The 23,398-nt window shown below is 45.8% G+C and carries 19 protein-coding genes; 8 read left to right on the forward strand and 11 right to left on the reverse strand.

The window, feature by feature from the left end:
• Window positions 1-167: 167 nt before the first annotated feature.
• Genes MOC09_RS08435 through MOC09_RS08445 form a run of 3 tightly spaced genes read right to left on the reverse strand, consistent with a single transcriptional unit; the run spans window position 168 to window position 1,828 of the window.
• Complete coding sequence (locus MOC09_RS08435; protein ID WP_268360939.1) at window positions 168-995, reverse strand: YihY family inner membrane protein; 828 nt, start codon at window positions 993-995, stop codon at window positions 168-170.
• A 24-nt stretch (window positions 996-1,019) separates the two neighbouring features.
• Window positions 1,020-1,340, reverse strand: a complete 321-nt coding sequence (locus MOC09_RS08440) for a hypothetical protein (protein ID WP_268360941.1) — start codon at window positions 1,338-1,340, stop codon at window positions 1,020-1,022.
• A gap of 17 nt (window positions 1,341-1,357) precedes the next feature.
• Window positions 1,358-1,828 (reverse strand): low molecular weight protein-tyrosine-phosphatase, encoded by a 471-nt coding sequence (locus MOC09_RS08445; RefSeq protein WP_268360942.1) that lies wholly within the window; start codon window positions 1,826-1,828, stop codon window positions 1,358-1,360.
• A 203-nt stretch (window positions 1,829-2,031) separates the two neighbouring features.
• Here MOC09_RS08445 and MOC09_RS08450 point away from each other — a divergent pair, with 203 nt between their 5' ends.
• Window positions 2,032-2,247: a DUF1128 domain-containing protein gene (locus MOC09_RS08450; RefSeq protein WP_268360943.1), complete on the forward strand. Its 216-nt coding sequence runs from the start codon at window positions 2,032-2,034 to the stop codon at window positions 2,245-2,247.
• Window positions 2,248-2,415: 168 nt separating this feature from the next.
• Complete coding sequence (locus tag MOC09_RS08455; RefSeq protein WP_268360945.1) at window positions 2,416-3,615, forward strand: MFS transporter; 1,200 nt, start codon at window positions 2,416-2,418, stop codon at window positions 3,613-3,615.
• Between the two features lie 29 nt (window positions 3,616-3,644).
• Here the strand turns inward: MOC09_RS08455 and yfkM are convergent, their stop codons facing one another.
• Complete coding sequence (gene yfkM, locus MOC09_RS08460) at window positions 3,645-4,163, reverse strand: general stress protein 18 (protein WP_268360947.1); 519 nt, start codon at window positions 4,161-4,163, stop codon at window positions 3,645-3,647.
• 242 nt (window positions 4,164-4,405) lie between these two features.
• Between yfkM and MOC09_RS08465 the strand changes: the two genes are divergently transcribed.
• Window positions 4,406-8,794, forward strand: coding sequence for a multifunctional 2',3'-cyclic-nucleotide 2'-phosphodiesterase/3'-nucleotidase/5'-nucleotidase (locus tag MOC09_RS08465; RefSeq protein ID WP_268370186.1), 4,389 nt, complete (start codon window positions 4,406-4,408; stop codon window positions 8,792-8,794).
• 34 nt (window positions 8,795-8,828) lie between these two features.
• Here the strand turns inward: MOC09_RS08465 and MOC09_RS08470 are convergent, their stop codons facing one another.
• The 4 genes from MOC09_RS08470 to treP form a co-directional block, all read right to left on the reverse strand.
• Entirely contained in the window at window positions 8,829-9,494 is a 666-nt protein-coding gene (locus MOC09_RS08470) for an NAD(P)H-dependent oxidoreductase (protein WP_268360949.1), read from the reverse strand.
• A 139-nt stretch (window positions 9,495-9,633) separates the two neighbouring features.
• Window positions 9,634-10,350 (reverse strand): trehalose operon repressor, encoded by a 717-nt coding sequence (treR, locus tag MOC09_RS08475; RefSeq protein WP_268370187.1) that lies wholly within the window; start codon window positions 10,348-10,350, stop codon window positions 9,634-9,636.
• Window positions 10,351-10,370: 20 nt separating this feature from the next.
• Window positions 10,371-12,059 carry an alpha,alpha-phosphotrehalase gene (treC, locus tag MOC09_RS08480; protein ID WP_268370189.1) on the reverse strand — a complete coding sequence of 563 codons (1,689 nt, stop codon included), beginning with the start codon at window positions 12,057-12,059 and terminating at the stop codon, window positions 10,371-10,373.
• A gap of 70 nt (window positions 12,060-12,129) precedes the next feature.
• Window positions 12,130-13,542, reverse strand: coding sequence for a PTS system trehalose-specific EIIBC component (gene treP, locus MOC09_RS08485; protein ID WP_268370191.1), 1,413 nt, complete (start codon window positions 13,540-13,542; stop codon window positions 12,130-12,132).
• 191 nt (window positions 13,543-13,733) lie between these two features.
• Here treP and MOC09_RS08490 point away from each other — a divergent pair, with 191 nt between their 5' ends.
• From MOC09_RS08490 to MOC09_RS08505, 4 genes are read left to right on the forward strand one after another with little or no spacing between them, the layout of a single operon-like run.
• The gene (locus MOC09_RS08490; RefSeq protein ID WP_268360955.1) at window positions 13,734-15,275 is read left to right on the forward strand and encodes a spore germination protein; all 1,542 of its coding nucleotides are present in this window, start codon (window positions 13,734-13,736) and stop codon (window positions 15,273-15,275) included.
• Window positions 15,256-16,410, forward strand: a complete 1,155-nt coding sequence (locus MOC09_RS08495) for a Ger(x)C family spore germination protein (RefSeq protein WP_268370193.1) — start codon at window positions 15,256-15,258, stop codon at window positions 16,408-16,410. Before MOC09_RS08490 ends, MOC09_RS08495 begins: the two co-directional genes overlap by 20 nt.
• Window positions 16,411-16,425: 15 nt before the next feature.
• Window positions 16,426-16,626 (forward strand): hypothetical protein, encoded by a 201-nt coding sequence (locus tag MOC09_RS08500; RefSeq protein ID WP_044163621.1) that lies wholly within the window; start codon window positions 16,426-16,428, stop codon window positions 16,624-16,626.
• A 23-nt stretch (window positions 16,627-16,649) separates the two neighbouring features.
• Window positions 16,650-17,726: an endospore germination permease gene (locus tag MOC09_RS08505; protein ID WP_268360958.1), complete on the forward strand. Its 1,077-nt coding sequence runs from the start codon at window positions 16,650-16,652 to the stop codon at window positions 17,724-17,726.
• Here MOC09_RS08505 and MOC09_RS08510 read toward each other — a convergent pair.
• Together MOC09_RS08510 and MOC09_RS08515 are read right to left on the reverse strand one after the other, a co-directional pair.
• Complete coding sequence (locus MOC09_RS08510; protein WP_268360960.1) at window positions 17,723-19,138, reverse strand: alanine/glycine:cation symporter family protein; 1,416 nt, start codon at window positions 19,136-19,138, stop codon at window positions 17,723-17,725. The two genes, MOC09_RS08505 and MOC09_RS08510, sit on opposite strands and share 4 nt — an antisense overlap.
• Window positions 19,139-19,264: 126 nt before the next feature.
• A complete protein-coding gene (locus MOC09_RS08515; protein ID WP_268360962.1) occupies window positions 19,265-19,657 on the reverse strand; it encodes a DUF1992 domain-containing protein in 393 nt (130 codons plus the stop codon).
• 257 nt (window positions 19,658-19,914) lie between these two features.
• On the opposite strand from MOC09_RS08515, the gene ltaS reads away from it, so the two are divergent.
• Complete coding sequence (ltaS, locus tag MOC09_RS08520) at window positions 19,915-21,864, forward strand: lipoteichoic acid synthase (protein WP_268370195.1); 1,950 nt, start codon at window positions 19,915-19,917, stop codon at window positions 21,862-21,864.
• 33 nt (window positions 21,865-21,897) lie between these two features.
• Here the strand turns inward: ltaS and nagE are convergent, their stop codons facing one another.
• Entirely contained in the window at window positions 21,898-23,256 is a 1,359-nt protein-coding gene (nagE, locus tag MOC09_RS08525) for an N-acetylglucosamine-specific PTS transporter subunit IIBC (RefSeq protein ID WP_268361856.1), read from the reverse strand.
• Between the last annotated feature and the right edge of the window lie 142 nt (window positions 23,257-23,398).

Below are 23,398 nucleotides of genomic sequence, written 5' to 3' on the forward strand. Positions count from 1 at the left end.
CTTTTATGCTAATGATAGCCGTTTTGTCCGTTGGCGCTTCCGCTTGTTTTATTGCTTGATTTGCTTTTCGAATTTTGTTTGTTGTGGCTTCCGCCTTTTTTCGTATGCTTGGTCATTACGATAGCCCCCCGACATCTTTTTGAACCGCAGTTCGTTTATAGGGTGTGCTATTGATAGGGATTTTCATCAGGAAGCTTTTTACGTTTATGTAAAAGAGCGTTGATTTCTCCTCCCAGGATAATTAAGATGCCGCTCAAGTAAAACCAAATCATCAGGACAATGATTCCCCCGATGCTTCCATATGTGGCGCTGTAGTTCGCAAATGTGCTGACATAAAATGAAAACAAGGTGCTGACAACGATCCAGCCGATCGTCGCAAACACCGCACCCGGCATGACAAAGCGGAGGGACAGCTTTTTGTTCGGCGCGATGACATACAGGGCGGAAAAGACGATCAGCAGCACAAGCGGGCTGACACCCCAGCGAACCGCCTCCCAAACGGATAAAAACAGGTCCGATGCACCGACAAAGTCTGAAGCGAGTATCCCGATCTGGCGGCCAAATACCGGCAGAAGCAAGGCTACTAAAATGGTAAATACCATGGCGATTGTCAGAAAAATTGAGGTTAGACGAACAATGATAAAAGAGCGGTTTTCCTCCACATCATACGCATGATTTAACGATCGGACGATGGCGTTCATTCCATTAGACGCAGACCATAAAGCCGCGATAATCCCGAATGACAGCAAACCGCCATTTCGATTATTTAAGGTTTGATGGGTAATGGATTCAACGAGGGACATCGCACTGTCGGGAGCATATTGTTCGACAACTCCCAGCACATCATCGGTAGAAAGCGGAAGATATGCGGTGAGCGTCAGCATAAAAATCAAAAACGGAAACAGTGACAATAGAAAAAAATACGCCAGCTCCGCTGATTTGCTTTGCCCCTCATGAAGGGTGTATCGGCTGAAAAGCTCTTTCAAAAAATTCATGTCCGTCTCACCTCACATGTTTGATCATTTTTTTGTAAAATGCTCTTTTGTTTCTTGCACAAGCTCCATCACTTGCGGCGTTGTTTTCTTCAGCTCTTTCACTTGCTGATTCACAAAGCCGACTTCATCTGAAAGCGTTTGGGCGAGCTTCTTGGCCTTATCCACTTTTGTGATTATGGTATTTTTCAGCAGTTCTGGATTGCTTTTGTACAGTGAAAGTTTATGCTTGCATGTCAGCCATCTCATACCGCATGCCTGTCTTGTCGGCTTATGGAGCAGCGATAACGCCGCGCCTGCCGCAGCTCCGAGAAATATACCTTTCAGCATTAAACGTTCATTGTTCATGCAAATTCTCCTTTCACTCACAATTGTTTTTCTTTTTGAATGGATGCAAGCAGATGCTCACAACCCGATTTGATTAATTGGGAGACCTCTTCAAAGTTCCCTGTGTAGTAAGGATCGGGAACGTCGGCAAGATCTGAATCTTCAACATAGTCCAAAAGCCTTTTGATATGCGGGGTGTTCTTAAAACCCGCCATGCTTCTGAGGCTCCCGATATTTTCTGCATCCATCGCAATGATGTAATCAAAATCAGACAGATCCTGTTCGCTGACTTGACGCGCCAGCATGCCCTCAAAGCTGATTCCTTCTCTGCGCAATATCTCCTGCGTTCCTTCATGCGGCGGTTTGCCGATGTGCCACCCACCGATACCGGCTGAGTCCGTCTTGATTTTCCCCTCTAAACCTTTTTGGGCTGCCAAGTCCCGAAAAATCGCTTCCGCCATCGGAGACCGGCAAATGTTTCCCAAACAAACAAATAATACGCTTACCATGTTGTGCAACCTCCCTATTCTTTGCCCATATTTCTCTTAAAAGAAACCTTCATGAATATCTTAGTAGGATGTTCATTTTCTTTTCAACTGATGTCTCCACTTTTTTGAAATCAACGGGCAGCTTTTAGAATAGGGTTTTTTTCTGAACGAATTCTGTTAGAATAAAACATACCGAATCTCGCGTAAAGAAAGGATGGAGCCATTTGTCCAGCCCAAATACAGAAACGTTAACTCAAATGATTGAAGACATTTCCCAAAAACTGAACATGCTGAATGTCGGCGTGATCAAAGCGGAGGATTTCAGTGATGAAAAGATCGAAGACCTCACGTACCTCCACAGCATGGTGATGAGAAAGGACTCATTCAGCCCAAGTGAAATGCAGGCGATTGCTCAAGAACTTGCCTCACTTCGTAAATAATGGAGACTGGCCGAAAACTCGGCGAGTCTTTTTTATCATTGCCCCAAAACCAAATTTCCTAAAGACAGGCGTCATGTTTAATAAGGAAAACACATTGACTGGCCAAGACATAACGTCTATAACATCAAAAAACAGTCATGCCCGAAAAAGATTTGAAGGAGTACAAGCATGAAAACGACATCTATTAAAACTGCATCCGGAATGTATATCAACTACTTCTTTCTGGGGATGGTCAACATCATTCTCGCATCCAATATGTCCTCTTTAACAAAACAGTGGAATACCGATCCGACCGGCATCAGTTATGTCATTGCCGCTATCGGGTTCGGCAAGCTTCTGACATACGGCATTTCCGGTGTTTTGTCAGATAAGATTGGAAGAAAGCCGCTTGTTGTCGCTTCTGCGGGAATTATGGCCGTCTTTTTAGTCGGTATTCCTTTATCACCGAGCTATGAACTGGCGTTTGTGTTCGCCTTATTAGCCGGAATCGCTAATTCAGCAATGGACGCCGGAACATATCCGGCTTTAACCGAGCTCTTCCCGAAAGCTTCCGGCTCGGCGAATGTTTTGGTCAAAGCCTTTATGTCTGTCGGGGCCGCACTTTTGCCGCTTTTGATCACATTTTTAGCAGACCACAGCATGTTTTACGGATTTGCTTTTTATCTCCCGGCAGCAGTGTATGCGCTGAATATCGTTTATTTATCAACGCTTTCGTTTCCTAAGAAACAGGAGAAGCCAACTAACAGCGGCCACCAGGATTCTCCCGCCTTCTTGTCTGAACCTGTTTTTCAGAAAGAAGGCACTGCACTGATCATTATCGGTTTTACATCAACGGCTTTATTTACCGTTTCTCAAATCTGGCTCCCGAGCTACGCGCAAAAGGCTGCCGGTTTAGCTGAAACAGCATCCGTGCAATTGCTGAGCTATTACAGTATAGGATCTCTGACATCCGTTTTATTATTAGCCCTTCTGCTGAACAGATGGGTTAAGCCAGTCATGATTACGCTCTTGTATCCTGTTATTACGTTATGTACGCTTGCGGTTATGCTGACGGTTCATGTGCCATTGGTGCTGGACATCACCGCCTTTTTCTTAGGATTTTCAACCGCGGGTGTGTTTCAGATTACCATTACATTAATGACAGAGCTTTTTTGGAAGCGAAAAGGAACCGTTACCGGCATTGTTGCTACCGCTTCAAGCCTCGCGTCGATTCTGCTGCCGATTGCCACCGGGCTTATCGCACAAGCGGGAGGCACCGCCCATATCTTTATGTTCGACTTCGGCATAGCAGTCATCGGTACAGCTGCAGCCGCCTTCCTGTATTACAGATACAAAAAACTGACGGCTGCTCCACGCTGTCATTCATAAAAAACGGACGCCCTGGGCGTCCGTTTTTCTTATTTCTCAAGCAATGCGAGAGATTCGCGGTTAAATGCCGGAATGTCGTCCGGTGTGCGGCTTGTGACCAATTGATTTTGGCAAACGACCACTTCCTGGTCCACAACGTCGGCACCCGCGTTTTCCATGTCAACACGAATAGACGTATAGCCTGTCGCTTTTCGGCCATCGAGCGCTTTTGCGTTGATTAAGAGCTGCGGGCCGTGGCAAATCGCAAATACCGGTTTTTTGTCAGTCATAAACGCTTTCGTAAATTGGACGAAACGGTCATCTGCGCGAAGCTGGTCTGGTGAAAATCCTCCTGGAATCAAAAGCGCATCAAAGTCTGAAGGGTTGACATCGTCAATGGACGCGTCAACTGTCACTTCCGCGTTCCCCTGCTTGCCTTTTACTGTTTTTCCTTTTTCGTTTTCGATGACAGTCAGTTCATGTCCCGCTTCTTTAAAAGCTTTCGCTGGTTCCGTGTACTCGCTGTCCTCAAAATAATCTGTCAAAACAACTGCAATTTTTTTCCCCATGATTCATAACCTCCCGCTTAATATGACTACATAAAACACTCTACCCCAGCCACACTAAAATAAACATTCTTCAGATCCGGCATACACTAAGCATAAATACCCAAAATTCATCGATAGATGCCATTACATAATACTCATTTTTCTCCCTTTTACAATAATCATAAAGAAACACCTACAAATAGTTACAAAATATTCTTACAATAGGAGCTGTAACACAAATTTCGTTGAAAGGTGGAGAACTGGTGAGAATACAGAAAAGACGAACACACGTCGGTAACATTCTCCGTATTCTTTTGCCCCCAATTATGATACTTAGCCTAATCCTCCCAACACCACCCATTCATGCAGAAGAAAGCGCGGCTCCTCAAGTGCATCTGAGTATTTTGGCCACGACTGATATTCATGCCAACATGATGGATTACGATTACTACAGCGACAAAGAAACGGCGGATTTCGGGCTGGCGAGGACGGCCCAGCTGATCCAAAAGCACCGCCAGGAAAACCCAAACACCCTGCTCGTTGATAATGGCGACTTGATCCAAGGGAATCCGCTGGGTGAATACGCGGTGAAATATGAAAAAAACGACATTATCTCCGGCTCGAAAACCCACCCGATCATCAGCGTGATGAATGCGCTGAAATACGACGCCGGCACACTGGGCAATCATGAATTCAACTACGGGCTCGATTTTCTCGACGGCACGATCAAGGGAGCCGATTTCCCGATTGTAAATGCCAACGTCAAAACAACAAACGGTGAAAATCGTTTTACGCCGTATGTCATTAAAGAAAAAACCGTTACTGACGAAAACGGCCAAGAACAGAAAGTAAAGGTCGGCTACATAGGCTTCGTCCCGCCGCAAATCATGACGTGGGATAGAAAGAACCTCGAAGGTCAGGTGCAGGTGCAGGATATCGTAGAATCCGCCAATGAAACGATTCCGAAAATGAAGGCGGAAGGCGCAGAGGTTATTATTGCCCTCGCCCACACCGGCATTGAAAAGCAGGCTCAATCGTCAGGCGCAGAAAATGCCGTGTTTGACCTTGCCACCAAAACGAAAGGCATTGACGCCATCATCTCGGGCCATCAGCACGGACTCTTCCCATCCGCCGAGTATGCGGGTGCTGCCCAATTCGATGTTGAAAAAGGGACCATTAACGGCATTCCTGTCGTCATGCCGAGCAGCTGGGGCAAATACTTAGGCGTGATAGACCTCAAACTTGAAAAGACGGACGGTTCATGGAAGGTGGCAGATTCCAAAGGCAGTATTGAATCCATTGCCGGCAATGTCACATCACGAAATGAAACCGTCACAAGCACCATTCAGCAAACACACCAAAACACATTGGAATATGTCAGAAAACCGGTCGGCAAAACAGAAGCAGATATTAACAGCTTCTTTGCACAGGTCAAAGATGACCCATCCATTCAGATTGTGACCGATGCGCAAAAATGGTATGCCGAAAAAGAGATGAAGGATACCGAGTACAAGGACCTGCCGATTTTATCCGCCGGAGCGCCGTTTAAAGCAGGCGGCAGAAACGGAGCCAACTACTATACGAACATTCCGGCCGGTGATCTCGCCATTAAAAACGTCGGTGACTTGTATTTGTACGATAATACCGTTCAGATCGTCAAGCTGACAGGAAGCGAAGTCAAGGACTGGCTGGAGATGTCAGCTGGCCAGTTCAATCAAATTGATCCGTCAAAAGGCGGGGATCAAGCCTTGCTGAATGAGAATTTCCGCTCCTATAATTTTGACGTGATGGACGGCGTCACCTATCAGGTAGATGTCACAAAACCGGCGAAATACGATGAGAACGGAAAAGTGATCAATGCGAACTCATCCCGGATCATCAATCTTTCCTATGAAGGCAAACCGATCAGCCCAAACCAGGAATTTCTCGTTGTCACCAATAATTATCGTGCGTCCGGAGGCGGCGGATTCCCTCACCTGACGAGCGATAAGATTGTTCACGGCTCTGCGGTTGAAAACAGGCAGGTGCTGATGGATTATATTATCGAACAAAAAACAGTTAATCCAAAAGCAGACAATAACTGGTCAATCGCGCCTGTTTCCGGAACCAATTTGACGTTTGAATCCTCGCTTTTGGCCAAGCCGTTTGCCGATAAAGCAGACGATGTCGCTTATGTAGGCGAATCTGCAAATAATGGCTATGGTGTGTACAAGCTGCAATTCGATGATGACCCAGCTCCTGATCCTCCTAAAGACGGACTGTGGGACCTGACTGTCATGCACACCAATGATACGCACGCCCACCTCGATAACGCAGCGAGACGAATGACGAAAATTAACGAAGTACGAAACGAAACAGACCATCACATTCTCCTTGATGCAGGAGACGTGTTTTCCGGGGATCTGTATTTCACAAAATGGAACGGTTTAGCCGATTTGAAAATGATGAATATGATGGGCTATGACGCCATGACCTTCGGAAACCACGAGTTTGATAAAGGGCCGGCAGTGCTTTCTGATTTTCTCAGCGGAAACATCACAACCGTCGACCCGGCGAACCGCTATCACTTTGAAGCACCTGAATTTCCGTTCGTCAGCGCTAACGTAGATGTGTCAAATGAGCCTAAGCTTGCAGCGTATGTCAAAAAGCCGCAAACCTTTACGGCAGGTGAAAAGAAAGAGCCCGGCATCCACCCTTACATTCTGTTAGATGTTGACGGTGAGAAGGTCGCCGTATTCGGACTGACAACCGAAGATACGGCCACCACATCAAGCCCGGGCAAAAGCATCGTTTTCAATGATGCCTTTGAAACAGCACAAAACACCGTCAAAGCGATTCAAGAAGAAGAAAAAGTAAACAAAATTATTGCTTTAACCCATATCGGGCATAACCGAGACCTTGAGCTAGCCAAAAAAGTTAAAGGCATTGACTTGATCATCGGCGGACACACCCACACCCTCGTTGACAAAATGGAGGTCGTGGACAACGAAGAGCCGACGATCGTGGCGCAAGCCAAAGAATACGGCCAATACTTGGGACGTGTTGATGTCGCATTTGATGAAAACGGTGTGGTGCAAACAGACAAATCAAATCTGAGCGTGCTGCCGATTGATGAACATACAGAAGAAAACGCAGAAGCAAAAAAAGAGCTCGATCAGTTCAAAACTGAATTAGAGGACGTGAAAAATGAAAAAGTCGGCTACACGGATGTCGCGCTTGACGGCCAGCGTGAGCATGTGCGCACGAAGGAAACCAATCTCGGAAACTTCATTGCGGACGGCATGCTGGCAAAAGCGAAAGAAGCAGCCGGCGCCAGAATCGCGATAACAAATGGCGGCGGCATCAGAGCCGGCATTGACAAAGGCGACATCACACTCGGCGAGGTGCTGAACGTGATGCCGTTCGGCAACACGCTTTACGTGGCCGATTTGACCGGAAAGCAAATCAAAGAAGCCCTTGAACAAGGCTTAAGCAATGTGGAAAACGGAGGCGGCGCCTTCCCTCAGGTGGCCGGAATCGAATATACCTTTACCTTAAACAACGAACCTGGACACCGTGTTTTAGACGTGAAATTCGAATCGCCTAACGGAGACAAAGTTGATCTGAATACGGATGATACCTACCGCGTGGCAACGAATAATTTTGTCGGCGCCGGAGGAGACGGATACTCTGTCTTCACAAAGGCATCCCATGGTGAAGACCTTGGCTACGTGGATTATGAGATTTTCACTGAACAGCTGAAAAAACTAGGAAACAAGGTCTCTCCTAAAATCGAAGGACGCATCAAAGAAGTCTTCCTGCCAACAAAGCAGAAGGACGGCAGCTGGACACTTGATGAGGACAAATTTGCGATTTATGCTAAAAATGCAAATACGCCGTCTGTCTATTATGAAACACCTGAAGGATCTCAAGAGAAGCCTATTAATCTAAAAGTGAAAAAAGACCAGGTCAAACGTTTAAAAGAAAGAGAGTCAGATCCTTCATTGACGGTGTTCAACTACTGGTACAGCATGAAGCTGCCAATGGCAAATCTCAAAACCGCCGATACTGCAATTGGGATCAAATCTACGGGAGAATTGAATGTTTCACTGGCAGATGTATATGACTTTACAGTGAAACAAAAAGGAAAAGAAATAAAATCATTCAAGGAGCCTGTGCAGCTTTCGCTTCGCATGTTTGATATTGAAGAAGCCCATAACCCTGCGATTTACCATGTTGACCGGAAAAAGAAAGCATTCACAAAGACAGAAAACGGATCAGTTGACAATGATATGGTGACAGGATATACAAACCACTTCAGCGAATACACGATCTTAAATTCCGGTGAAAACAACAAACCGCCGGCATTCCCATCCGATCAGCCGACAGGCGGTGATGACGGCAGCAATGGCGGAGGCTCCGACAAACCCGGCGGAAAACAGCCGACTGATGGAAACGGAGGACATGATACACCTCTCGGCACTGAACCGACAAACGGCTCTGGAGGAAACGGATCGGGCGGATCAGGTGCAGACGACCCGGCTGGCGGCCTGCTACCGGACACAGCCACCTCCATGTACTCGATCCTCTTGGCCGGATTTCTGATCAGTGCACTCGGAACAGCTATGTACTGGCATCAGAGAAGAAAACAGAATAAAGCGAATCAGGCATAAAAAAGAGCTGCTCGTTATCGAGCAGCTTTCTTTATTACACCCACTTCACAACATCTTCAACAGCAGATCTTGTTTTCGGGCGAGGGTCTCTCACACGGTAGCCGAACGCCACCATCACAGAAATATCGAAGCTTCCGTTTTCCAGCAGGCCTTCTTCTTCAAGAATGCGGTGAATGTGGTCATACTGGAAGCCTTCGATAGGGCAAGAATCAACACCGATTTGCGCAGCGGCAGTCATCATGTTGCCAAGCGCGATATAGGTTTGTTTGGATGCCCAGTCAAACAGTGTTCTATCACTTTCAAGCAAATGCAAATCATTTTTCTGGAAATCTTCTGTTTTGCTGAGATAGCCTTCGTATACGTCCTGAGGCATTTGTTTTACTTCTTTTAAATGACGTTTGATGTAATCCGCATTATATTTGATATCCTTCGCTGTACGCGCAAGAATCAGGACGAAATGGCTTGCGGTCGGAAGCTGCTTTTGTGCGCCCCATGTGTATTCGCGAAGCTTCTCGCGGAATTCCGGATTTTGCACGACGACAAATTTCCAAGGCTCAAGGCCAAGTGAGCTCGGAGACAGTCTTCCTGTTTCTAAAATAAATTCAAAATCACTGTCTGATACTTTTTTATTCGGGTCAAATTCCTTTGTTGCATGTCTGAAATGGTATGCATCGAGAATTTGTTTCTTTAGATCTGCCATGTTAAACACCTCTCCTTTTGGTTACTCTCATCTCTATTGTAGCCATTATGATAAAAAGTAAAAGTACGCACATTTTTGTTGGATAGTATCAATTTTGATACCAACAAAAAAAGCGCGCTGCCGCAGGCAGGCGCTACTTTCATTTTCCCCGCCTCGCAAAATCGACAAATCGGAATTTGTCCAGGCGGTGTCTGCTTTCCGTATATTGAAACAGGCTCGTATCCTCCAAAAAGACGTAGTTTCTCACCACGACCATATGGTCATAGCCGCGTAAATCAAGCAGCTCCCTGTCTTCATCCGTACACGGCTCGGCAACAATTTCTTTTTGGGCATAACTGATTGAAAGACCCAGTTCCCCTTCTATATATTCATATATAGAGTTTTCACAAATTTCTTTCGTCAGGTGCGGCACATGCTTTCTGAAAAAGTAATCCTTGTCCAAAATCACATGTTCCCCGTCAATTTTTCTTGACCTGATGACCTCCCAAATATCGTCTTCCGGCTGAGCACGAAGCTGTTTTTGGATGAGCTCTGACGGAGGCTCCAGCCCGAATTTGTGTACAGTTGTTTTCGTTTCTTTGCCAAGCGTTTGCGCGAGCTCCTTGAAGCTGACAAGGCCTGATACGGGAAATTGCATTTTTTCACGGTTGAGGACGACGGAGCCCTTCCCTCTGATTTTCTGGATATAGCCGTTTTGCGCAAGCATGTGAAGCGCCTTTCGGACCGTTTCTCTCGATGTACTGTATTGTGCGGCCAACTCGTGTTCAGAGGGAAGAATCTCCTCCGCTTTCCATCGGCCGCCTTCAATTTGCTGTGCGATGTCTTTATAGATTGTGATGAATTTGTTCACCTTCATTATGGACCACCCAGCTTAGTTTAACACGGTTTCGTTAAACGATAAACAATGGACTCATACGGACGGAGCGTCATGTTCTGCAGCTGTTCCCTCACATCATCGTTCGTCAGCAGCACCTCTGCCTTCCATTCGTCAGGCTTTATAGAGTCCGGCAGTGTAAAGGCTGCCTCTCTTCCGTAAAAATTATTGATCACAAGCAGCTTTTCATTGCTGCCGTGTCTGAGATACGCAAAAATGTTCGGGTCATCCTTTGCAATGCACTCATACGTCCCATCTGTCACTATGTCATACGTTTTACGAATCTGAATCAGCTTTTGATAATGGTAAAACACCGAGTTTTGGTCCTTCAGCGCCGCTTCGGCATTGATTTCCCGATAGTTGCCGGCAACCGGTATCCATGGCGTGCCCGTTGTAAAACCGCCATTCTCCGTAGCATCCCATTGAACAGGCGTTCTGGAATTGTCTCGGGACTTCGCCTGTAAAATCGCATTGATCTCTTGTTCAGCCATTCCCTTTTCCTTAAAGGTGTGATACATGTTCAGCGATTCGACATCCCGGTAGGAGCTGATGTCAGTAAACTTCGGATTTGTCATCCCCAGCTCCTCGCCCTGATAAATATAAGGCGTGCCCTGCATCATGTGAATGGCGGTCGCAAGCATTTTCGCTGATTTCACCCTGTATGCGCCGTCATCTCCATATCTTGATACAACGCGCGGCTGATCGTGGTTGCACCAGAACAGAGCATTCCATCCTCCTCCAGCGTGCATCCCCGTCTGCCACTCGGAGAGGATCTCCTTCAGCTTCAAAAAGTCAAACGGCGCCAAGGCCCATTTTTCACCGTTTGGATAGTCAACCTTGAGATGATGGAAGCTGAACGTCATATCAAGTTCTTTATTGTTGGGATTCGTATACCGGATGCAATGGGCTACCGTGGTTGAAGACATCTCACCGACCGTCATGCTGTCATAAAGGGAAAACACCCTTTCGTTCATTTCATGCAGAAATTCGTGCACCCGCGGGCCGTCAGTGTAAAAGGAACGGCCGTCGCCACCGTCTTCCGCATTCGGAAAGCGCTGATCCTTAGAAATCAGGTTGATGACATCCAGCCTGAAGCCGTCTATTCCCTTTTTAAACCAAAAATGCATCATGTCATAGACATGCTTTCTGACCTCTTCATTTTCCCAATTCAAATCAGCCTGCGTCACATCAAACAGATGCAAATAGTATTGGCCCGATGCTTCGTCAAGCTCCCAGGCTGAGCCGCCGAATTTCGATTCCCAGTTCGTCGGGGCAGCACCGTTTTCCTGCGGGTTTTTCCATATATAAAAGTCACGGTACGGGCTGTTTTTTGAAGAAATTGCCTCTCGAAACCATTTGTGCTCTGTTGACGTATGGTTGACAACAAGATCCATGACGACTTTCAGGTCTCTTTTATGCGCTTCGGACACTAGCCGCTCAAAATCCTCCATCGTCCCGTATTCAGGATAAATCGAGTAATAATCCCGAATATCATATCCATTATCATGCTGCGGTGAATCATAAATCGGTGTCAGCCAAAGCACATCCACCTGAAGTGTTTTTAAGTAATCAAGCTTTTCAATAATGCCGTTTAGATCTCCGACACCGTTTCCTGTCGTATCGTTAAAGCTTTTCGGATAAATTTGATAGACCACAGCTTTTTTCCACCATGGCGTTTGTTCTGTTTTCATCTGTCTCCACCACCATATTTAAATTGACAACGGGAAAAGGGAACGTTCAACACGCCCCGCTCCCCATTGGTTATTTATGTTTGAATCTCGCATACGCGTATGTTCCGGCAAACGGCACGATCAATACAATAGCCATCCCGATAGCAAACGCCCCCCAGTACTGGCTCATGATTGAGAAAATCCCCGGCACGCCGCCGACACCGACGGAGCTTGCCAGCACACCTTGAGAAGAAATATACATTCCGGCCAGCCCTGAGCTGATCATCGCAATAATAAACGGGAACCTGTACCGAAGATTCACCCCGAAAATGGCAGGCTCTGTAATGCCTAAATATGCAGAAATCCCTGATGTGAGGGAGAGGCCTTTTTGTTTCTCATCCTTCACAATAAACATCATGGCCAGTGCAGCCGAACCTTGCGCGATATTAGAAAGCGCCAGCATCGGCCATAAAAATGTGCCGCCAAGCTTTGAGCCGATGAGCTGCAGGTCGACTGCCAGAAACGTGTGATGCATGCCGGTAATCACGAGCGCCGAGTAGAAACCGCCATATAACAAACCACCCAGCGCGGCAAAAGAACCAAACACCGAGATAAGCCCTGAAGTCAGCACATTTCCAATCGCAAATGTAACCGGACCGATAATAATAAAAGAGGCAAAGCCTGTTACAAGTAGCGTTATCGGTGCGACGACGAGCAGCTGTATGCCTTCAGGTGTTCGCTTTGTTAGAAATACTTCAATCTTCGCCAGCATATAGGAGGCTAACAAAATCGGAAGCACCTGCCCCTGATATCCGACTTTCTGTACCTCAAGTCCGAACAAATTCCATACCGGAATCTTTCCGCTTTGTTCTGCGGCCCCGTAGCCCCACGCGTTCAGCAAATCAGGATGCACGAGCATCACGCCGAGCACAATGCCAAGCAGCGGATTGCCGCCAAACCGTTTGACCGCAGACCAGCCGATTAGCGCAGGCAGAAACGTAAAGGCTGTGCCCGCAATCAGGTTAATCATATTAGCAAGATCAGCCCATTGCGGATAGACCTGCACAATCGATTTGGTGCTGAAGAAAATGCCCTGAGCCGTTAAAATGTTGTTGATCCCCATCAAGAGGCCCGCCGTGACAATCGCAGGCAATATGGGAATAAAAATATCTGCAAGCGTTTTCACAGCACGCTGAAAAGGATTCATATTTTTTTCTGAAGCCTTCTTCACTTCATCCTTTGTTGACTCGCCAATCCCCGTTTCCTTGACCAGTTCAGCATATACTTTGTTGACCGTTCCCTGGCCGATTACGACCTGAAATTGCCCGTTTGTCGAAAACGACCCTTTTACAACGTCAATTTGATCAAGTTCCTCTTGGTCAACCTTGCTCTCATCTATTAATGCAAAACGCAAACGTGTCACACAATGAGTTGCCGCTGCAATATTTTCAGCACCGCCGACTGCTTCGACAATCTGCCGTGCCGATCTGTTCAGTTCCCCCATGCCAACCCCTCCGTATTCGTTGATAACTTGTATATACAACTTATGATTATATTGTATTCTTGTATATACATGTAGTCAACAATTTTTTATAGCGCTTTCATCCTAGTCCGGAATATCTGAAACAGACAAGGTTACCCTAAAAGTCACGAGCACTTATTAAATAAAGACATTGAAAAAGCAGGGTGACCCTCATGAATAAACACGACAAAGCGCTGCAGCTCATCAAAGAGCTTGAAGACAATCAGGACAGGCCGATTTCTCCCGATTTGAAGGAAAACCTCGATCATCTGACTTTATTAACAGAAGGCTGCTCAGACATTGTTTTTAGACAATTTGATTTTGGAAGCGGACTGTGTGGATTTATTGTTTATATCGAAGGAATTGTAAAATCTGAACACATACAGGATCACGCTCTCCGTCCTTTCTTAAGGCATTTGACAGACCAGATAGAAGAACATGAAGAAGCGCTGCAAAATACACTATCGATTTCAAGCGTCACGGCAGAAACAAGCTTATCTAAAGTGGCTTCATCCATCATTGAAGGAAACGCGGTTTTATTTGCCGACAAACATTCAAAATGCCTGATCTTAAAAATAAAAGGCGGGCAAAGAAGAAGCATCGAAGAACCGATAACGGAATCGACCATCAGAGGATCGCGAGAGGGCTTCACTGAAAGCCTCAGGGTTAATACAGCCCTTGTGCGCTTTCGGGTCAAAACGTTTCAGCTCAAAATGCTCTCTTTTAAAATCGGCACCAAAACCAAAACCGACATTGTCTTGGCCTATATTGACGGGCTTGCGGATCCAAAGGTCATTGACAAAGTGAAAAAGAGAATCAAAAACATCAAGATTGATTCCGTGTTAGAAAGCGGATATATTGAGGAGTTTATCGAGGACGACACGTACTCTCCTTTCCCCCAGCTGCAATACACGGAAAGGCCCGATACCGTTGCCGCCCAGCTGCTCGAAGGCCGTTTTGCCATTTTTACAGATAATACGCCTTTTGTCTTAACAGGCCCAATTACGTTTTGGCAGCTGATGCAGGCCAGTGAAGACTACTATGAGCGTTATTTGATGTCTAACTTAATCCGCTGGCTTCGCTATATGTTTTTATTCGTTGCTTTATATTTGCCGGCTATTTATGTTGCCGTTATTACATACCATCAGGACTTAATGCCGACAAACTTAATGTTCAGCGTGGCATCTGCGCGTGAACCGATTCCTTTCCCCGCCATCGTGGAGGCATTGATTATGGAAATCTCCTTTGAGGCTCTCCGTGAAGCGGGGGTGCGCCTCCCGAAAACCATCGGCCAGACCGTCAGCATTCTCGGCGCACTGGTCATCGGGACAGCCGCAGTTGAGGCGGGAATTGTGTCAGCTCCGATGGTGATCATCGTATCGTTAACAGGAATCGCCTCCTTTACGATTCCGCGGTTTAATTTAGCCATCTCCATCAGGATGCTTCGTTTCCCATTTATGTTTTTGGCGAGTATTTTCGGGATATTCGGCATTATGCTCGGCACAATTCTCTTAGTGCTCCATTTATGCAAGCTGCAATCTTTCGGCATTCCTTATTTATCCGGGATTTCTCCGTTTAAACGAGAGGAAGTGAAAGATATTTTTGTTCGGGCGCCGTGGTGGACGATGACCAGAAGGCCGGGCACGTATTCGCGCGGCAATGGACAGAAGGGAGCGAAAAGAGAGGATCCTCAAGATGAAGAAAACAATATATAAGTGTGTTGTGCCGCTTCTCGTTTGTATCCTTCTAACAGGGTGCTGGGACCGTACAGAAATCAATGACATCGCCTTTGTCGTCAGCTCTGCAATTGATAAGAAAAAAGATCAGTACCGAGTAGCCATGCAAATTCCCTTGGTTGGCAAATTAGGCGGACAAACAGGTGGAGGAGGCGGAACTGCCGGTTCAAAGACATGGTATGTGGATTCAGCTTCGGGCACTACGATTAAGGAAGCAAACAGCAAGCTGCAAACTTCCTTGTCCCGGATGATCAATACGTCCCACAGGCGTACGGTCGTGATTGGAGAGGATATGGCAAGGGACGGCGTCGCCCCAGTCTTTGATATGTTAACGCGAAATCCGCAGAACAGATTAACGGCGCTTCTTTTAATCAGCCGGGGAGAAGCGCGGGACATTTTAAACACCGATGTTCAGCTTGAACAGTTTTCGGCGGAAATGATTCGGGAGCTGGCCATTATGGCAACGAGCCGCCCCGTTTTTTTAAGCAGATTCATGTCTGACCTAGTAGAAAAAGGCAGTGATCCATATGCACCGGTCATCTCCGCATCTAAAACAAAGCCTGGAGGGAAAGGCAAGCCCAATTTGAAGATTGACGGACTTGCGATCTTTAAAAAGGACAGATTGATGGATATTTTCAAAGACGAACACATGACAGCAGCCCTGATGTTGCTGAATCAAGCACGGCAGCCAGAATTCATCCTAGACCTGCCCAATCAAATGGGGCAAGCGTCCATTCAGCTTCAAAAGTCCAATGCATCCTTTCATGCGGCTGAAAAAAACGGAAAGCTGTCGATGACAATCGAGATCAGAGCCAAAGGAATTATTATGGAAAACCAATCCACTTATGAGACGAGAGAGAATGACCATTTTTACATCATACAAAAAGCTTTAAACAGAGCTGTTAAAAAAGACGTGATCAGCACCGTTCATCGGCTTCAAAAGCTAAAGGCGGACCCGGCCGGCTTCCAAGACCAAACGATAAGAAGCATGGACATCACGAAGGATCTGCTGAGAAAGGAATGGGATGAGGTCTACAAGGACATGGAGATTCACGTCAACCCAATTATGACGATTGAGCAAGGCGGTGTCTTGTATAAAACGATCAGCCATTAATGGAGGTGCGCCAGCATGATCAGCTATATCGTACAGACAGTGATTGTGTGCATTGCCATTTACGTATATGAATGGAAGAATTTTCGTTCCGCTACCGCAGCAACGAAATGGGCCTTCAGCTTGCTGATAGCAGGAAGTGCTTTTCTGTGGATTTATTTGAGAGTGAATCCCCTGCTTCCGCGGCTGGGTCACCTGTTTAAATATATAACGTTTTGAACATGACAGAAAGGATGTGCTTTATGGATAAGACCTCTGCATACCAAGGGTTATTTTTCGGAGCGCTTTATACGTTAGCGGTTGGACTGAAGCATGCCCCGATCCTCATGATCGAATCGGCAAAACAAAACGCCTGGCACAGCTATATCCTAGGCGTCATCTTGGTCTTTCCGGCGCTCTGGCTTATGCACAGGCTGATGAAAAAGCATCAGGATCAAAATATCTATCAGCTATTGAGCCGCTCTTCGCCAATCGCCGGCCGGTTTATTATTTTCCTGTTTTCTTTATATTTCCTGTTAATCAACGCTCATGATATACGTTTTTTCATCAATTTAATTAACATTTTATTTCTGCCGAGAACACCAATGGCTGTTCTTGGCGGCGTTATTATCTTTGTGGCGATCTGTATTGCCAGAGAGGGAAAAGAAACGTTGACAAGAATGGCGCAGATTTTTTTATTTCCATTCGGCACCTTGATTTTGCTTCTTCCCCTTACACTGGCCACACAAATTGAGCTGCAAAATGTAACGCCGGTCTTTGAAGGGCCGATCCAATACCTTCAATCAAGCTTTTATGCGTTCGGCACAATGGGAGAATTGATCATCCTCCCACTTCTCTTTTCAAACAGAAGCGTCCCGCTGAAACACACCATTATTGCAATACTGCTGGGCGCTTTATTCCTTGCCGTGATGTTATTTTCTTCAATTTCAGTCTTCGGTCCCAATCTGACATCTACTTTCTTTGATCCTGCCTATATGGTGATCAGGCAGATCCGCATTACGGATTTCCTGGATCGATCAGATCTCATCATCGCGGCCTTATGGATTCCGGTCATTATGGTGAAGATAGCCGGTTCGCTTTATATTGTGGTATACGGACTTTCCTTCTTGCACTCAAAAATCGACCTGAAAGCCATGTATACACCAACCGGCATGTTTTCGCTCGTATGCAGCTTTTGGTTTTTCCTAAATACAAATCAGCTGATCGACTTTAACAGAATCAAACCGTTCATCAATGTAGTGATTTCTCTTTTGCTGCCTGTATTCATCTATTTGATCATCAAAAGCAAAGCAAAGTTCGGCGCTAAAGCAAAACACTAAGAATGTTTGGCTTCTTTTGTTTGATACACAGAATCTTGTTTCGTTTTTCCCTTATCTTTCAGATAATACTGTTCAGATGTAAAAAATTCGGTATACAGCGCTTTTACCTTTCTGCTTAATAACAGCAGCGCAATCACATTCGGAACGAGGATAAAAGCCAATGCTAAGTCCAGAAAGCCCCAGATGGCTTTTGCTCCGCCCGCGGCACCTATGATGATAGCAGCCAAATAAGCGAATTTGATCACATGTCCTGCCAGCCGCCCAAACAGAAATTCAGCTTGCTTCACGCCGTAAAAAATGACTACCATAATAGTCGATACAACAAAGAAGACGAGGGAAATCGAGACGAAGTACCCTCCGCCAGAACCAAAATAGTGCTGAAATGCAGCCGTCGTCAGTGCTGCCGGGTCATTTGAAGCATTCTCCCCTGTCCAGACACCGGATGCTAGAACAACAAAAGCCGTCGTGGTGCAGATAATCAAGGTGTCAATGACAATGCCAATTACAGACCAGAACCCCTGCCTCACAGGGTGATCAGTCATTGCCGCCGCATGTGCAATCGGGGCTGTTCCCATTCCGGCTTCATTCGAATACAGTCCGCGGGCAAATCCCCAGCGAACGGTTTCAGCCAGTGCAGCACCTGCGAATCCTCCAACTGCTGAAGAAGAAGTAAACGCATTCGAAAAGACGAGAGAGAAGAACGCCGGCACTGAGGATAGATTCATGAGAACAATCAGGAGCCCGGCTCCCGCGTATGCCCCTGCCATAAGAGGAACGATAAACTCTGTTACTTTTCCGATCCGCTTTACCCCTCCTATCACCACTAACCCGATCAAAAACGCAATGCCGATTCCCGCGTATATTTTATTGAAAGAAAACGTTTCGGCCAGAGAGACCGAAACTGAATGTCCCTGAACCATAATGCTTGGAATCAGCTCCACAATCAGCGCAACAGAAAAAAATACGCCGAGCCATTTCATGCGCAGCCCTTTTGTTATGTAATACATCGGTCCCCCTACAAATTCCCCCTGCTCATTTTTTTCTCTGTAATGAACAGCAAGCACACTTTCAGAAAACTTAATCGCCATGGCAAATAAGGCAATCAGCCACATCCAAAAAACCGCTCCGGGGCCTCCAAACATAATAGCGGCAGGGACACCGACAATGTTCGCTGCACCGATTGTTGAACTGAGGGCTGAGGTCAATGCCTGAAGAGGTGTGACCGTGCCCTCTCCCTTCGGCTTTTTCCCTACGCTGCCGATGGTCTGTTTGAAAATGTATAAAGGATAGCGAAATTGAAAGCCTTTCAGCAAAATAGTAAAATACAGCCCCGTCCCCGTCAGCAAGATGATCAGCGGCGGTCCCCACAGCCAATCAGATATACGCTCTAACCATTCCAATAATCGTTCCATCCCATCACCCTTTTTCCGTTTATGGGTCATTTCCCATAGATGAAAAAACATAAACCCTTTGACAAAGAACTTAGAATATAAAAAGAGGATGGCTTTAGTCAATCGCCATCCTTCAGACAGGAAACATCAGCTGGAAGAAGGTCTGTTTCGTCCAAGCCGATCATATACTTTATTCTTATAAAAAGCCGACGCAGGTTTTGAAAACATGTCTTTTTTGTCAACAAGCTTATCGAGCATCATCTGCTTTTCAGTTTTTTTTCTTATTAATTGCTCCCGTTCTTTTTCGTCATAGCACTTTGCGATGAGATGGTCGATCGTCATAAGCTCTTTTTTGAGTGCGCCCTCGTCCTCTGCCATACCTGCATTTTTCAATATACGGTAGCCCATGCGGAGCGATTCAGGCAAGTGTGCTGCGTCATCTTTTGGCAGCGGCTTCCCCATCCCCGGCAGGTTTTCAAATTCCCCGTCTTTGATGGCGCGCTTAATTTTATCTTCAGACACAATATGGGAAAAATCCATCATTCCACCTCTTTTCAAATATAGCTTATATTTTATCATATCGTTCTTTAAGTACCATTTTATTCCTTTATTTCAAGGAAGAAACCTTATTTTACATTCGGCAATATGTACTGAAAACGTTGATTCGACGGCGTTTTTCGCCACTTTCTCCATCGTACGATTTTCACTTTTCTAATCAGCTGATTCGTGTTATATTTGATACGTTCGTTTTTTCTATCGTTTCGCTCGAACTGTGATCGGAAAAAAGGAGTGTAACAATGAAAACATTTATTAAAGAAAGAGGACTGGCCTTCTTTTTAATTGCGGTCGTCCTGTTATGGATCAAAACGTATGTCGGTTATGTCCTTAACTTCAACTTAGGAATAGACAACACGATACAAAAAATATTGCTTTTTGTGAATCCTCTCAGCTCAAGCTTGTTCTTTCTTGGCTTTGGACTCTTGTTCAAGAAAAAATTACAGCAGACAGCCATTATAGTGATTCATTTTTTAATGTCTTTTTTACTGTACGCAAACATTGTGTACTACAGATTTTTCAATGATTTTATTACAATTCCGGTCATTATGCAGGCTAAAACAAACGGCGGCCAACTCGGTGACAGCGCATTTTCGCTGATGAGACCGACTGACGCCTTTTACTTTATCGATACGATTATTCTGATCATCTTGGCGATCAAAGTGAACAAGCCTGTTGAAACGTCGAGCAAAAAATCGTTCCGAATCGTTCTTGCGTCTTCGATTCTGGTTTTCCTTATTAACCTGGCAGTTGCAGAATCAGACCGTCCTGAATTGCTGACAAGATCATTCGACCGAAATTATCTTGTGAAATACCTGGGAACGTACAATTTTACAATTTATGACGCTGTGCAGAATATCAAATCGAACAGCCAGCGTGCGCTTGCCGATTCAAGCGACGTAACAGAAGTTGAAAACTACATGAAAGCCAATTACGACGTGCCGAATAATGTGTATTTCGGCAAAGCGGAAGGAAAAAACGTCATTTACGTTTCACTTGAATCTCTTCAGTCATTTGTCATCGACTATAAGATTAACGGCAAAGAAGTGACACCGTTCTTAAATAAATTGGCACATGATAACGATACGTTCTACTTTGATAACTTTTTCCACCAAACGGGACAAGGTAAAACATCCGATGCAGAATTTATGATGGAAAACTCTCTGTACCCGCTGGCTCAAGGTTCAGTTTTCGTCAACAAAGCGCAAAACACGCTTCAATCTGTTCCGGCGATTCTGAAGTCTAAGGATTACACATCTGCTACGTTCCACGGAAATACGCAGACGTTCTGGAACAGAAACGAGATGTACAAAGCGGAAGGCATCGATAAGTTCTTCGATTCTGCCTACTATGACATGAGCGAAGAAAACACGAAAAACTACGGCATGAAAGACAAACCGTTCTTCAAGGAATCCATGCCGCTGTTAGAAAGCCTGCCGCAGCCGTTCTATACGAAGTTCATTACCCTGTCTAACCACTTCCCATTCGGAATGGATGAGGGGGATACAGACTTCCCGGCTGGAGACTTTGGTGACTCTGTCGTCAACAACTACTTCCAGTCAGCCCATTACCTTGATCAGTCCATTGAACAATTTTTCAATGACCTGAAAAAAGATGGGCTGTATGATAAATCGATTATCGTGATGTACGGAGACCACTACGGCATCTCTGAAAACCACAATAAAGCGATGGCCAAAGTGCTTGGCAAAGAAGAAATCACCGATTATGACAACGCCCAGCTTCAACGGGTGCCGCTCTTTATCCACGCTGCCGGTGTGAAGGGCGAGAAGGTTCATAAATATGCCGGAGACGTCGATGTGGCTCCGACCATTCTTCATTTGCTCGGAGTGGATACAAAAGACTATCTGATGTCCGGTTCGGATATTTTATCGAAAGAACATCGTGAAGTGATTCCGTTCCGTAACGGAGACTTTATTTCACCGAAGTATACGAAAGTATCCGGCAAGTATTATGATACGAAAACCGGAAAAGAGCTTGATGAATCTGAAGTCGACAAATCAGAAGACTCGCTCGTCAAGAAGGAACTTGAAATGTCCGATAAAATCATAAATGGAGACCTGCTGCGTTTCTACGAGCCGAAAGGCTTTAAGAAGGTGAACCCTTCTGATTATGATTACACAAAACATGGCGAGGATTCTTCCGAAACGTCAACAGATGATGAAGATAAATAAGAAAAAGCAGAGAGGCTAGCCTCTCTGCTTTTTTTATTTCATGGCAGCCCTCAATTCCTCCGCTGCAAATTCGACATTCGGGCCAATGATCACTTGAACCGATTGCCCGCCTGATTTGACCACCCCTTTTGCGCCTGCTTTCTTGAGCAGTGCTTCATTTACTAAAGCGGTATCCTTCACAGTCAGCCGCAGCCTTGTGGCGCAATGGTCAATGGTTTGAAGGTTTTCTTTTCCGCCGAGCCCTTTCAGCATGATGTTTTCATTGACATCCTGAACCGTATTTTCGTCCAGCACTTCATCCACGTCATCATCTTCCCGTCCCGGCGTTTTTAAGTTCAAAGCTTTAATCAGTACATAGAACACGATAAAGTATACCGCCGCATAGCATATACCTACCAGAAGCAGAAGCAGCGGTTTCTCTGCGATTCCGTAGCTGAGCACATAATCGATCGCTCCCGCTGAAAAAGAAAAACCTGAACGGATGCCGAGCCAGTTGACGATAAATAAAGACAGCCCGGTTAAGATCGCATGAACAGCGTATAAAAGCGGAGATAAAAACATAAATGCAAACTCAATCGGCTCCGTAATCCCTGTGATAAACGCAGTCAAGGCAAACCCGATCATCATTCCCGCCGTGGCTTTCCGCTTTGACGGCTTGGCAGTCACAACCATAGCCAGACATGCCGCCGGAAGACCGAACATCATAATTGGGAAGAATCCGGTCATGTATGTGCCCGCTGTCGGATCTTTTGCGAAAAAGCGTGCCAGATCCCCTGTCACTCCGTTATATTCTCCAAATTGGAACCAGAAAATATTGTTCAGCACGTGGTGAAGGCCAAGCGGTATTAACAGCCTGTTGAATAGGCCGAATATGCCAGCCCCGATGCCGCCGAGTCCCAGCATCCATTCTCCAAACGCATTAATGCACGATTGAATCGGAGGCCAGACGATTCCGAAAATACCGGCTAAAATGATCGTGATAATAGCGGTTACAATTGGCACAAGCCGTCTGCCGCTGAAAAATCCGAGATATTCAGGCAGCTTTGTATTCTTAAAGCGATTATACGTATAACCGGCAATTAACCCCGCAATGATTCCCCCAAACACCGCCATATTGTTTGTTTTATCAATTGTCTTTGTCGCCGCGTCAAGCATCAAGTACGATATCGCCCCTGATAAACCTGCGGCCCCATTGCTGTCCTTTGAAATTCCAATGGCAATACCGATCGCGAAAATAAGCGGAAGATGATCAAAAACCGCCGTCCCTGCTTGATAGATAAACGGGATATTAAATACATCCTCCCTGCCAAGCGCCAGGATAATTCCAACCGCAGGCAGAACCGCAATCGGGAGCATAAATGACTTCCCGAGCTTTTGTAAAAATGAAAGCATACCCATCCCCCTCATACCCTTTTTGTTCAAATATACCATATAGGATATCTAGTGATCTATACCAATTTTCCCGGCCGTATTTCTTTTTTCCCAGGTTCGTGTATTTCCTATTTTTAAGACAATTGTGGTAAGCTTAAACTAG

The organism is Bacillus sp. N12A5 (genome assembly GCF_026790125.1).
In the GTDB taxonomy this organism is placed as follows: domain Bacteria; phylum Bacillota; class Bacilli; order Bacillales; family Bacillaceae; genus Bacillus.

Excerpts from the sequence above, each read along its gene's own strand:
- MOC09_RS08440 (WP_268360941.1), bottom strand. The coding sequence starts at position 1,340 with ATGAACAATGAACGTTTAATGCTGAAAGGTATATTTCTCGGAGCTGCG.
- MOC09_RS08505 (WP_268360958.1), top strand. The coding sequence starts at position 16,650 with ATGGATAAGACCTCTGCATACCAAGGGTTATTTTTCGGAGCGCTTTAT.
- MOC09_RS08470 (WP_268360949.1), bottom strand. The coding sequence starts at position 9,494 with ATGGCAGATCTAAAGAAACAAATTCTCGATGCATACCATTTCAGACAT.
- MOC09_RS08445 (WP_268360942.1), bottom strand. The coding sequence starts at position 1,828 with ATGGTAAGCGTATTATTTGTTTGTTTGGGAAACATTTGCCGGTCTCCG.
- MOC09_RS08455 (WP_268360945.1), top strand. The coding sequence starts at position 2,416 with ATGAAAACGACATCTATTAAAACTGCATCCGGAATGTATATCAACTAC.
- MOC09_RS08515 (WP_268360962.1), bottom strand. The coding sequence starts at position 19,657 with ATGGATTTTTCCCATATTGTGTCTGAAGATAAAATTAAGCGCGCCATC.
- yfkM (WP_268360947.1), bottom strand. The coding sequence starts at position 4,163 with ATGGGGAAAAAAATTGCAGTTGTTTTGACAGATTATTTTGAGGACAGC.
- treC (WP_268370189.1), bottom strand. The coding sequence starts at position 12,059 with ATGAAAACAGAACAAACGCCATGGTGGAAAAAAGCTGTGGTCTATCAA.
- treR (WP_268370187.1), bottom strand. The coding sequence starts at position 10,350 with ATGAAGGTGAACAAATTCATCACAATCTATAAAGACATCGCACAGCAA.
- MOC09_RS08495 (WP_268370193.1), top strand. The coding sequence starts at position 15,256 with ATGAAGAAAACAATATATAAGTGTGTTGTGCCGCTTCTCGTTTGTATC.
- MOC09_RS08510 (WP_268360960.1), bottom strand. The coding sequence starts at position 19,138 with ATGGAACGATTATTGGAATGGTTAGAGCGTATATCTGATTGGCTGTGG.
- nagE (WP_268361856.1), bottom strand. The coding sequence starts at position 23,256 with ATGCTTTCATTTTTACAAAAGCTCGGGAAGTCATTTATGCTCCCGATT.
- ltaS (WP_268370195.1), top strand. The coding sequence starts at position 19,915 with ATGAAAACATTTATTAAAGAAAGAGGACTGGCCTTCTTTTTAATTGCG.
- treP (WP_268370191.1), bottom strand. The coding sequence starts at position 13,542 with ATGGGGGAACTGAACAGATCGGCACGGCAGATTGTCGAAGCAGTCGGC.
- MOC09_RS08500 (WP_044163621.1), top strand. The coding sequence starts at position 16,426 with ATGATCAGCTATATCGTACAGACAGTGATTGTGTGCATTGCCATTTAC.
- MOC09_RS08490 (WP_268360955.1), top strand. The coding sequence starts at position 13,734 with ATGAATAAACACGACAAAGCGCTGCAGCTCATCAAAGAGCTTGAAGAC.
- MOC09_RS08435 (WP_268360939.1), bottom strand. The coding sequence starts at position 995 with ATGAATTTTTTGAAAGAGCTTTTCAGCCGATACACCCTTCATGAGGGG.